Source organism: Streptomyces sp. SD15 (assembly GCF_054462255.1).
The window spans coordinates 16,975-28,534 of the sequence record NZ_JBTLMO010000021.1 but is presented as its reverse complement, the minus strand read 5'-3'; the positions used below and the strand labels follow the sequence as shown (position 1 = coordinate 28,534).

The 11,560-nt window shown below is 71.1% G+C and carries 9 protein-coding genes; 7 read left to right on the top strand and 2 right to left on the bottom strand.

Going from position 1 to position 11,560, the window contains the following annotated elements:
- The first annotated feature begins 16 nt into the window (after window positions 1–16).
- The gene (locus ACX28W_RS21705) at window positions 17–955 is read left to right on the top strand and encodes an ATP-binding cassette domain-containing protein (protein WP_459000666.1); all 939 of its coding nucleotides are present in this window, start codon (window positions 17–19) and stop codon (window positions 953–955) included.
- Window positions 952–1,713, top strand: a complete 762-nt coding sequence (locus tag ACX28W_RS21700; RefSeq protein ID WP_459000665.1) for an ABC transporter permease — start codon at window positions 952–954, stop codon at window positions 1,711–1,713. Before ACX28W_RS21705 ends, ACX28W_RS21700 begins: the two co-directional genes overlap by 4 nt.
- Here ACX28W_RS21700 and ACX28W_RS21695 read toward each other — a convergent pair.
- Entirely contained in the window at window positions 1,697–1,849 is a 153-nt protein-coding gene (locus ACX28W_RS21695) for a hypothetical protein (protein ID WP_459000663.1), read from the bottom strand. The genes ACX28W_RS21700 and ACX28W_RS21695 overlap by 17 nt on opposite strands.
- 14 nt (window positions 1,850–1,863) lie before the next feature.
- A complete protein-coding gene (locus ACX28W_RS21690) occupies window positions 1,864–2,472 on the bottom strand; it encodes a hypothetical protein (protein WP_459000662.1) in 609 nt (202 codons plus the stop codon).
- A 207-nt stretch (window positions 2,473–2,679) separates the two neighbouring features.
- Between ACX28W_RS21690 and ACX28W_RS21685 the strand changes: the two genes are divergently transcribed.
- The 5 genes from ACX28W_RS21685 to ACX28W_RS21665 all read left to right on the top strand — a co-directional run bounded on the left by ACX28W_RS21685 (window position 2,680) and on the right by ACX28W_RS21665 (window position 11,560).
- Complete coding sequence (locus ACX28W_RS21685) at window positions 2,680–3,417, top strand: hypothetical protein (RefSeq protein WP_459000661.1); 738 nt, start codon at window positions 2,680–2,682, stop codon at window positions 3,415–3,417.
- A gap of 184 nt (window positions 3,418–3,601) precedes the next feature.
- A complete protein-coding gene (locus ACX28W_RS21680; RefSeq protein ID WP_459000660.1) occupies window positions 3,602–3,805 on the top strand; it encodes a phosphopantetheine-binding protein in 204 nt (67 codons plus the stop codon).
- The gene (locus tag ACX28W_RS21675; protein WP_459000659.1) at window positions 3,802–5,052 is read left to right on the top strand and encodes a cytochrome P450; all 1,251 of its coding nucleotides are present in this window, start codon (window positions 3,802–3,804) and stop codon (window positions 5,050–5,052) included. Before ACX28W_RS21680 ends, ACX28W_RS21675 begins: the two co-directional genes overlap by 4 nt.
- A complete protein-coding gene (locus ACX28W_RS21670) occupies window positions 5,049–5,786 on the top strand; it encodes a thioesterase II family protein (RefSeq protein WP_459000658.1) in 738 nt (245 codons plus the stop codon). The genes ACX28W_RS21675 and ACX28W_RS21670 overlap by 4 nt, the downstream gene beginning before the upstream one ends.
- A gap of 140 nt (window positions 5,787–5,926) precedes the next feature.
- Window positions 5,927–11,560, top strand: a complete 5,634-nt coding sequence (locus ACX28W_RS21665) for a type I polyketide synthase (RefSeq protein ID WP_459000657.1) — start codon at window positions 5,927–5,929, stop codon at window positions 11,558–11,560.

The window sequence follows — 11,560 nt, the reverse complement described above, 5'->3', positions numbered from 1 at the left end:
CCGGGACTGTGGAGGCATGAGACGGACAGCGATTGCAGTTTCAGGGCTGCGGAAGGCATACGGGGACAAGACCGTGCTCGACGGCATCGACTTCGATGTCGCCGCAGGATCGATCTTCTCCCTGCTCGGCCCGAACGGGGCGGGCAAGACGACGACGGTGAACGTCCTGGCGACGTTGCTGACGGCCGACGCCGGGACGGTGCACGTCGCCGGGCACGACGTGGCGACCGCGACCAAGCAGGTGCGCGCCGCCATAGGCGTGACCGGTCAGTTCGCCGCAGTGGACGATCTGCTCTCGGGCCGGGAGAACCTGCAGATGATGGCAGGCCTGAAGCGCGTGCGCTCCGGCGACCAGGTGGTCACGCGGCTGCTTGAGCGGTTCGACCTGGTGGAGTCGGCGGACAAGATGGCGGCGACCTACTCCGGCGGTATGCGCCGGAAGCTGGACCTGGCGATGACGCTGGTCGGCAACCCGCAGATCATCTTCCTGGACGAGCCGACGACGGGTCTCGACCCGCGCAGCAGGCGCACGATGTGGGGGATCGTCCGCGAGTTGGTGGCCGACGGCACCACCATCTTCCTCACCACCCAGTACCTGGAGGAGGCCGACGAACTCGCCGACCAGATCGCGGTGCTGAGCGACGGCAAGTTCGTCGCCGAGGGGAGCGCCGAGGAGCTGAAGCGGCTCGTCCCCGGCGGGCACGTGCGGCTGCGCTTCACCGACCCGGCAAGGTACCGCTCCGCCGCGGCCGCGCTGCGCGACGTCACCACGGACGACGAGGCGCTGACGGTGCAGATCCCGAGCGACGGCACCCAGCGCGAGCTGCGCTCCATCCTCGACTGGCTGGACTCGGTCGGCATCGAGGCGGACGAGCTGACCGTGCACACCCCCGACCTCGACGACGTCTTCCTCGCCTTGACCGAGCGCACGAGCAAGGAGGCGATCTCACAGTGAGCACTGTCTCGATGGCACTGGCCGACTCGGCGATCATGCTGCGCCGTAACCTGAAGCACACCACGCGGAACCCCGTCACGGTGTTCAACGCGATCCTGTTCCCGATCGTGATGATGCTCATGTTCGTCAAGGTGTTCGGTGGCGGGTTCGACGTCGGCGTCGACTACATCGACTACGCGACGCCGGGTCTGCTCGTGATGACCATCAGCTACGGGCTCGGGGCCACCGCGACGGCCGTGAACGACGACATGACCAAGGGCATCATCAACCGGTTCAAGACCATGGACGTCTCCCGCGGAGCCATGCTGACCGGACACGTCGTCATCACCACGGTGCGCTGCCTGGTGGCCTGCGCGGTCATCATCGGGGTGGCCTTCGCGATGGGGTTCGACCCGGACGCGAGCGCCGTCGACTGGCTCGGCGCGTTCGGTCTCATCGCGCTGGTCAGCTTCGCGGCCAGCTGGCTCACCGTCGCCATGGGCTTGGCCGCGAAGACCGCGGCGGGGGCGGGCATGGCCGCCGTGCCGCTGATCATGCTGCCGTTCCTGAGCAGCGCGTTCGTGCCCGCGGACACGATGGGGGCCGGCGTGCGGCAGTTCGTGGAGTACCAGCCCTTCACCCCGATCATCGAGACGTTGCGCGGGCTGCTGATGGGCGGCACGTCGACCGGCGACACGATCGCGGCCCTCGCCTGGTGCGTCGGGCTCGCCGTCCTCGGGTACGTGTGGGCGGTCTCCACGTTCAAGAAGCGAGCGTGACCTCGACCAACAGCGACCAGCTCGTCCGCGTCCCTTCCCGTGCCGCCTCGACGAACCCCGCGTCGCCGAGGCGGCGCCGGGCTGTCTGCTCGATCCGGGCCACGTCCGTGCGGGAGCGGTCCGGCAGCCCGCGCACGCGGGTGCTCGCCGCTAGGGGGTGTCGTTTGGATCACCTCGGATCAGGCCGCGGCGCCTGGTGCGGTGCATCGCAAGGCGGAGCATGACCCGCGTACTGGGCGTACTCGGGTGAGGCGACAACGCGGCGAGGTGCCGTGCCAGGCGTCGCGGACCCGGGGTGATCCAAACGACACCCCCTGGCAGCCGCGCGGCCTGCCCGGGCTCGTCGCGGCGCAGTGCCAGGTCCGCGACCCCGACCAGCGCCCGCGCGATCAGCGGCACGTGTCCCGCCTCGGACGCCGCCGCGCAGGCCGTCGCGTGGTACGCCCGCGCCTCGCCGAGGTCGTCGGCGAGGTAGCCGAGCAGATCGTGGGTCACCGTGCGGATGCTCGACTGCTCCCCTTCGTCGCCCAGCAGGGCCGTCGCGGCGCCGAGTTGCCTGCGTGCCTCCTCGGGGTGGCCGCCCCACCGGGCGAGTTGCGCCTTCGACAGGGCCGGCGCGGCCGGCGCATCCGGCCGGTCGACCCGCTCCGCGTACCACTGCGCCTCGGCGAAGGCGGCGGCCGCCGACGTCCTCGTCGCCGAGGTGCCAGTACAACTGCGCCTGCCGCGACCGCATCTGGATGATGTCCTCGGTGGCACCGACCTCGGTGACGACCGCGATCGCCTGCTCGTAGTGCTCGCACGCGGCGGCGAACTCGCCGCGCACGGCGATCCGGCCCGCCGGCTCGGTCAGGGCGAACGGGATCCCGAACCGCTCGCCGAGCGCCCGGAACCCGGCGAGCGCTTGCTCCAGGTGCGCGTCCACGTCCCGCCCGCCCTGGCCGAGCATGACCCGCGTCTTGCCCAGTGCAGCCGGGCCAGTGCACGCGTCCAGGGGTCCTCGTCGTCGAGCAGCGGTTCGAACGCGGGCATGATCGGCAGCGGCTCGCGGAGGGGGGCGAAGCGGAGCCGGCACGCCACGCGCACCTCGCCTGCTTCACCGAGCTCGCCGAGGCCGCGGAGCCACATCTGCGCCGCGCCGGGCAACTGAAGTGGCTGGTCACGCCGGAGGCCGAGCACGACAACATCGGTGCGGCGATGCACAGCGCGCTCGCGGCGGGCGCGAGTGGCTGGTACTGGTGGCTCGGCCGGCACAGGGCCGAGGGCCTGGAGCTGATCACCGCGGTCCCGCTCCGGCTGGCCGGCGGCTCGGCCTGCCACAGCGCCTCCCCGGTGATGCCGAGCGGTTCCCGGCTCGTCGCCAGGATCCGCAGCCGCCGGCACTCCCCGAGTACCCGGTGGGCGAACACCGCCGCGGACTCGACCACGTGCTCGCAGTTGTCCAGGATCAGCAGCGCCTCCCGCTCGCGGATCGCGGCCGCAAGACCGATGACACCGCCGCCGAGCCGACCGCCGGACAGCAGGTACAGCGCCTGCGGGTGGCTTCAGCATGCAGACGCGGCGGTCCGTCTCAACCCCATCCGGTCGACGAGCGCCGCACACCGTCGGCACGGGATGGGCGGAACGGGATCACGAGACACTCGTCCGGCCGTCCCATGGATCTGTCTCGCCGGCGGGACAGCGCGAAAGGCCCAGTGGCCGTGATGGTGGTGACGTCCGGGGACGGGGCCGGTCATGGCTGGGCGGGCATTCCCGGTCGGCGGAGGAAGGAAAACGGGCAATGGAATCGTCGTCGCAGGTCCACCAGCGAACTGGACAGGACAAGGCAGCAGAACGACAAGCCGCGCCTTCGAGCGCGCCGGTGTCACTCGTGTGGGAGATCTCGGAAATGTGGGGGGAATACCTCAACGGTCGCGAGGTCGGGGCGGATGACGACTTCTTCGCGCTCGGCGGCAATTCGCTGACCGGAATCAAGATCATCGACCGGGTGGCCCAGGACTACGGCGTCCAGCTGTCCGTGCGCGACTTCTACCTGGCGCAGACCCCGGCCCGGGTCGCCGAGCTGATCGAGAAGGGGAGGGCACGGACGTGAGATTGACGCCGGGTCCCGCGCGCGACATCGACCTCGATCGCGTCGACCTCTTCGACCTGGACCTCTACACCTCGGGCGATCCGCACCCGATCTGGGACGTGATGCGGGTGAAGGCGCCCCTGCACCACCAAGTCCTGCCGGACGGCCGGGAGTTCTGGTCGGTGACCCGGTACGACGATGTCTGCCGTGTGCTCGGCGACCACCGGGAGTTCACCTCGGAGCGCGGCACGGTGCCCACCCACCTCGGGACGGACGACGTCGCGGCGGGCGTGCTGCTGACGTCCACCGACCCGCCGCGGCACACCGAGGTCCGCAGGCCGATCGGCACCAAGCTCACCGCGCGGGCGGTGAAGTCCTGGGAGGACAGCATCCGGCGGTCGATCGTGCGCTTCCTCGAACCGGCGCTCGACGGCGGCACCTTCGACCTGGCCGAGCAGGCGCTGCTCCTCCCGGCGATCGTCACGGGCCCGCTCCTCGGGATCCCGGAGAAGGACTGGGAAGAACTCGTCCAGCTGACCGCGATGGTGACGGCCCCCGCGGACCCGCACTTCCAGCACGGCAGCGAAGCCGCGACGCTGGCCATCTCCCACCACGAGCTCGTCACCTACGTCACCGAGTGGGTCAAACGGCGGCGGGCGGCCGGAGGCGAGGACGACAGCCTGCTCGACCACCTCATGAGCGTCCGCCCGGGAGGCGCGCCGCTGACCGACGAGGAGATCGCCCTCGACGGCTACAGCATTCTCCTGGGCGCCAACGTGACGACGCCGCACACCGTCTCGGGCACGGTGCACGCGCTCATCGAGCGGCCCGAGCAGTTCGAGAAGGCGCAGGCCGACCCGTCGCTGATCCCGAACCTGGTCGAGGAAGGGCTGCGCTGGACCTCGGCCGCTTGTAACTTCATGCGGTACGCGGTGAGCGACATCCAGATCGGCGGGGGCACGATCCCGGCCCGCGGGGCGGTCGTCGCGTGGATCGGGTCGGCCAATCGGGACGAGTCCCGGTTCACCGATCCGCACGTCTTCGACATCACGCGGGACAACGCCAAGCGCCAGGTCGCGTTCGGGTTCGGGCCGCACTTCTGCATCGGGGCACCGCTGGCCCGGCTGACCCTGCGTGTCTTCTTCGAGGAACTGCTCCAGCGGTTCGGATCGATCGAGCTCGACGGCGAACCGCAGCATCTGCGGTCGTACTTCATCGCCGGGATGACCCACCTCCCCATCGTCGCCAAGAAACGAATGACGCCATGACATCCGGCTCCACCGCCGCCACGTCGCCGTGGTTCGTCCGGCCGCAGTCCACCGACCACCCCGCCCGGCTCTTCTGCTTCCCCTACTCCGGGTCCGGGGCCTCTGCCTTCAGCGCCTGGCCGGCCGCGATCGACGACGTCGAGGTCTGCCCGGTGCAGTTCCCCGGCCGCGAGAACCGGCTTGCCCACCCCCACTACGGCACCTACGAAGACCTCGCCGCCGGCCTGGTCGAACCCCTGGTGCCGCGGCTCGACCGGCCGTTCGCGTTCTTCGGGCACTGCGCGGGCGCGCTGCCCGCGTTCGAGACCGTGGTCCGGCTCGCCGAACTGGGCCTGCCAGGGCCGGAGTGCCTCTTCGTGTCGGGCCAGCCCGCACCGCACGACGCCGAGCGCGACCGGATGCTCACCATGACCGAGTCCGAGCTGCGCGCCGAACTGGAGTCGGTCATCCGCGGCCGGGGGATCGAGCCGCGGCCGGACATGATCGAGCTGGGCATGGTCGTACTGCTCCGTGATCTCGCTGCCGCGCGTGCCTACCGGCGGGCGGATCCGGTCACGGTGCGCTGCCCCATCGTCGTGCTGCACTGGCGGGACGACCCCGACGTGAGCCTCGACGAGCTCGAGGGGTGGCGTCCGTACTCGGACTCGGTCGACATCCGGGTCGTCGACGGCGGCCACCACGACTTCATGAACGCGCCGGACGACCTGCTGAAGCGGTTGACCTCTTGGCGGTGAAAGCAGTGCGCGGCTTTCGGGGCACCGACACGTTCACCCGTCCCGTCCCGCCCGCAGTGACCACGACTTTCACGAACTGATCGACCGCGGATACACGCAGCCACACCTGTTCTTCTAAGCAACCGTTGGGGGAGGTCCTGGTGCAGGACGTCGACAAGTTCCGGTCCAACTCGCGACGCGCCGTCGGCGATGCGCAGACGCTGCGCGAGCGGGCGCACGAGCTGGAGGAGTCCGCTCGCGAGCCCATCGCCGTCGTGGGCATGTCATGCCGCCTGCCCAAGGCCGACAACCCCCTGGCTTTCTGGGAACTGCTGCGCGACGGCAAAAGCGGCATCACCGACGTGCCGGCCGACCGCTGGGACGCGCACCGGCTGCTCGCCCCCGACGTCACGGCCCCCGGCAAGGTCACCACCACGCGCGGCGGCTTCCTCAACGACATCGCCGGTTTTGACGCCGACTTCTTCGGAATCGCCCCGAATGAAGCCGCGATGATGGATCCCCAGCAGCGTCTGATGCTGGAACTCGGCTGGGAGGCGCTGGAGGACGCCGGCATCGTCCCCGCACACCTCGCGGGGACCCGCACAGGCGTCTTCGTGGGCGCCATCTGGGACGACTACGCGATCCGGCTCTACAAGCACGGAACCCAGCACATCAACCGCCACTCCGTCACCGGGCTCCACCGCAGCATCATCGCCAACCGCCTCTCCTACACGCTCGGCCTGGGCGGCCCCAGCCTCGCGGTCGACGCGGCCCAGTCCTCGTCGTTGGTGTCGGTGCACCTGGCCGCGGAGAGCCTCCGCGCCGGAGAGTGCACCCTCGCGCTCGCGGGCGGAGTCAACCTCACCCTCGTCCCGGAAAGCACCATCGGCTCGACCAAGTTCGGCGGCCTGTCACCGGACGGACTGTGCAAGACCTTCGACGCCCGGGCCAACGGCTATGTCCGCGGCGAAGGCGGCGCCTACCTGGCCCTCAAGACCCTGTCCCAGGCGGTGACGGACGGCGACCGGATCTACTGCGTGATCGAGGGCAGCGCCGTCAACAACGACGGCGCCACGCCCGGCCTCACAGTGCCCAGCGCACGCGCCCAGGAAGAGGTCATCCGCCGCGCGCACGAGCACGCCGGCACCCGCCCCCAGGATGTCCAGTACGTCGAGCTCCACGGCACCGGCACGCGCGTGGGCGACCCCGTCGAGGCGACCGCCCTGGGCGCCGCGCTCGGCACCGGACGCCCCGCCGACTCCCCGCTGCGCGTGGGATCCGCGAAGACCAACGTCGGCCACCTGGAGGGCGCGGCGGGCGTCGTCGGCCTGCTCAAGACGATCCTCAGCATCTGGCACCGCGAGCTGCCGCCCAGCCTCAACTTCGAGACGCCCAACCCCGACATCGCCTTCGACGAACTCCGCCTGCGCGTCCAGCAGGACCTCACCCCCTGGCCCCACCCCGACCGCCCCCTGATCGCCGGCACCAGTTCCTTCGGCATGGGCGGCACCAACTGCCACGTCGTGCTGCGCGAATGGACGGAGGGTGAGGGCGTCGCTGGTGGGGGTGTGCCGGAGCCGGTGGTGGTGACGGATGGGACGTTGCCGTGGCTGGTGTCGGCGAAGTCGCGGGCGGCGTTGGAGGAGCAGGCGCGGGGGTTGTTGGATCACCTCGACGGTGATTCTGGGGTGACGCCTGTTGAGGTCGGTCATGCGCTGGCGGTGAGCCGTTCTGTGTTCGATCATCGGGCGGTGGTGATCGGTCGTGAACTGGCCGATTTCCGGGGTGGGTTGGCGGCGTTGGCTGCCGGTGAGCCTTCTGCCCGGGTGGTCACCGGTACGGTGGCGGCTCAGCCGGGCAGGACGGTCTTCGTCTTTCCCGGGCAGGGCTCGCAGTGGGCCGGCATGGGTGTGGAGCTGATGCGCAGCTCGCCGGTGTTCGCCGAGCACCTGACCGCCTGCGCGGCGGCACTGGAGCCGCACACCGGCTGGAACCTCATCGACGTCCTCAACCAGGAACAGGGCGCCCCCGCCCTCGACCGCGTCGACGTCGTACAGCCCGCGCTGTGGGCGATGATGATCTCCCTGGCCCGGCTGTGGGAGCACCTGGGGATCACCCCGGACGCGGTGGTGGGCCACTCCCAGGGCGAGATCGCCGCCGCGCACATCGCAGGCATCCTCACCCTCGATGACTCCGCTCGCATCGTGGCGTTGCGCTCCCAGGCCATCACCCACATCGCGGGCCACGGCGGGATGGTCTTCCTGCCTCTTGCCGTGGCGGACGCCGAGGACCTGATCGCCCGGTGGGAGGGGCGGGTGTTCGTGGCCACGGTCAACGGGCCGTCGGCCACCGTGGTCGCCGGTGACGCCGACGCGCTGGCGGAGGTCGTCACCCACTGCGAGGGCGAGGGCATCCGGGCCCGGAAGATCCCGGTGGACTACGCCTCCCACACCCCGCACGTCGAGGCGCTCCACGACGAACTGCTGGAGCTGCTGGCTCCGGTGCGCCCGCGGGAGGCGGAGGTGGCGTTCTACTCGACGGTGGGCGACCACGCCAAGGGCGCGATGAGCGACACGACGGCGATGGGCGCGGCGTACTGGTACGAGAACCTGCGGACCACCGTGGCCTTCGAGGAGACCACCCGCGCCCTGCTGGACGACGGGCACACCCTGTTCGTCGAGGTCAGCCCCCACCCGGTGCTCACCCACCCCCTGCAGGAGACCGTCGAGGACCACACGGGCACCGGCGAGGTCGCCGTCACCGGCACCCTGCGCCGCGACGACGACACCTGGCAGCGCGTGCTGACCTCCCTCGCCACCGCCCACACCCACACCACCGCCAACTGGTCGGGCTTCTTCCCGACCACTCGGCCCACCCACCTCGACCTGCCCACCTACCCCTTCCAGCACCAGCACTACTGGATCCAGCAGACCACCACCGCCATCGATCCCCACACCCTCGGCCTGCACGCCGCAGACCACGGCCTGCTTGGTGCGGCCGTCGCCCTCGCGGACGGTGACGGACATGTGTTCACCGGGCACCTGTCGCTGCGCAGCCATCCCTGGCTGGCCGACCACGCCGTCCACGACACGTCCCTCCTGCCCGGCACCGCGTTCATCGAACTGGCTCTCCACGCCGGTCAGACCACCGACACCCCCCACCTGGAAGACCTCACCCTCGAAGCCCCCCTCGCCCTTCCGGCCACCGGCGGCCGCCACCTGCAGGTGCACGTGGAGGCACCCGACGGCGACGGCCGCCGAGCCCTCACCATCCACTCCCGGCCCGACGACGCCACCCCCGACCGGTCCTGGACCCGCCACGCCACCGGCACCCTCACCCCCCAGTCGTCCGCCACGCCGGACCCGGCCGAGTGGGCGGAGCTGGCGGCCTGGCCGCCGGCAGGCGCCACTCCCGTGCCCGCCGACACCCTCTACGACCACCTCGCCGACCGCGGCTACCGCTACGGCACCGCCTTCCAGGGCCTGACCGCCGTCTGGCGCGACGACGACACCCTCTACGCCGAGGTCACCCTCTCCACCGACGACACCACCGCCCACACCACCGACCACTACGGCATCCACCCCGCGCTCTTCGACGCCGCGCTCCACCCGATCGTCGGCACCGGTCCCGAGCAGGGCTCGGACCAGGTACTGCTGCCGTTCGCCTGGTCGAACGTCCAGCTTCACGCCGTGGGCGCCCGGGCCCTGCGCGTCCAGATCAGCCCCGCTGACGCGGGGACGCTGCGCGTCAGGCTCGCCGATCCCACCGGGCAGCCGGTCGCCGAAGTGGCGTCGCTGGCCATCCGGCCGATCACCACCGAGCAGTTGGCGAAGGCAGTCGCGTCGGGAGGAGACGACCACCTGTTCCGCCTGGCCTGGACCCCCGCGTCCGTCGCGGAGGCACTCAAGACCGGGCGCGTGGCGTTCCTGGGAACCGCCGTTCCCGAGGCACTGGTCACATCGCTGCCCGACGATGTCGCGGTCGAGAGTCATGCGGGGCTGGCGCCGCTGCTGGCGGACGACACCGCTCCCCTCCCGGACCTGGTCATCGCCACCGGCCTGCTGGGGCGTTCCGGCTCGGGCGAGGACGTCCCAGCCTCCGCGCGTGAGGCCGTTCAGTACGCCTTGGACATGCTCCAGTCGTGGCTGGCAGAGGAGCGGCTGGCCGACAGCCGGCTGGTGTTCGTCACCAGGCGAGCCGTCGCGGTCCACGCCGACACCGAGACGCCCAGCCCCGCGGACGCCGCTGTCTGGGGCCTGATCCGTACGGCTGAGGCCGAGAACCCGGGCCGCTTCACCGTGATCGATCTGGCGGACGAGAACGCCGTCTCCGCCGAGTCGTTCCCTGCGGCGTTGGGAAGCGGCGAGCCGCAGGTGGCCCTGCGTGACGGCGATCAGAAACTGTATGTCCCCCGGCTCGTGCGGGAGATCCCGCCGACCGCGGACGCCGACGCCGTGCCGGAGTCCGCCATGGGCGGCACGGTCCTGATCACCGGCGGCACGGGCACCCTCGGCACGCTGTTCGCCCGCCGGTACGCGATGGCCGGGCAGGCCGGTCATCTGCTGCTGACCAGCCGGCGTGGCCCGGACGCCCCGGGCGCGCCCGAACTCGCCGCCGAACTGACCGAGCTGGGCGTGAAGGTCACCGTTGCCGCCTGCGACACCGCCGACCGCGACGCCCTCGCCGCGCTCCTCGCGGCCATCCCCGACGAACACCCCCTCACCGCCGTCGTGCACACCGCCGGTGTCCTCGACGACGGCACCATCGCCTCCCTGACGGCGGAGCGTGTCGAGCGCGTGTTCCGCCCCAAGGTCGACACCGCCTGGCACCTGCACGAGCTCACCCGTGAGACGGACCTCACCGAGTTCGTTCTCTTCTCCTCCGTGGCGGGCGTTCTGGGCACTTCGGGCCAGGGCAACTACGCCGCGGCGAACGTCTTCCTCGACGCGCTGGCCGAGCGCCGTCGCGCGGACGGGCTGCCGGCCACCTCCCTGGCCTGGGGACTGTGGTCCGACAGCAGCGGCATGACCGGCCACCTGGACGACGTGGACCTGACCCGGATGGCTCGCCTCGGGATCAAGCCCATCACGGCGGAGGAAGGGGTGGCGTTGTTCGAGGCCGCCCGTGCCACTGGCGCCGCCTGCCTGGTCCCGGCCAAGATCGCCCCCGCCCTGCTCCGTCCCCACCTGGAGACCGGCACTCTTCCCGCCGTCCTCCAGGGCCTGGTGCGCGCTCCCGTCCGCAAGGCCACCGCGGCCACGGCGACCGGCGCCGCCACCCTCCGCGATCGCCTGGCCCACCTGTCCCCCGAGGAGGCCGAGGACACCCTCGCCGCCCTCGTCCGCACCCACGTCGCGCTCGTCCTGGGCCACACCACGTCCGACACCATCAACCTCGACAAGGCGTTCAAGGACCTCGGTTTCGACTCGCTGACCGCGGTCGAGCTGCGCAACCGCCTGGCGTCCTCGACCGGACTGCAGCTGGCGCCCACCCTCGTTTTCAGCTACCCGACCCCACGCGAACTGGGGCGGCACCTGCGCGGCCTGCTGCGTCCGGCAGCGGACATCGGCTCGGCCGAGGACGCGGAGATCCGGGAAGTGCTGAGGACCGTCTCGATCGAAACGCTGCGGAGCGCGGGCCTCCTGGACCTGGTTCTGGCGTGCGCCACCCCGCCTCAGTCGGACGCCGCCGGTCAGGTGCCGGACATCGGTACGGCGGACACCGGCACGGACGCACTGGCCGCTCTGGACCTGGACGCACTCGTCGACCTGGCCCTGGACGAGAGGAGTAACTGA

Bases quoted from the DNA above. Each gene is read 5' to 3' on its own strand.
- ACX28W_RS21705 (WP_459000666.1), top strand. From the start codon at position 17: ATGAGACGGACAGCGATTGCAGTTTCAGGGCTGCGGAAGGCATACGGG.
- ACX28W_RS21680 (WP_459000660.1), top strand. From the start codon at position 3,602: ATGTGGGGGGAATACCTCAACGGTCGCGAGGTCGGGGCGGATGACGAC.
- ACX28W_RS21670 (WP_459000658.1), top strand. From the start codon at position 5,049: ATGACATCCGGCTCCACCGCCGCCACGTCGCCGTGGTTCGTCCGGCCG.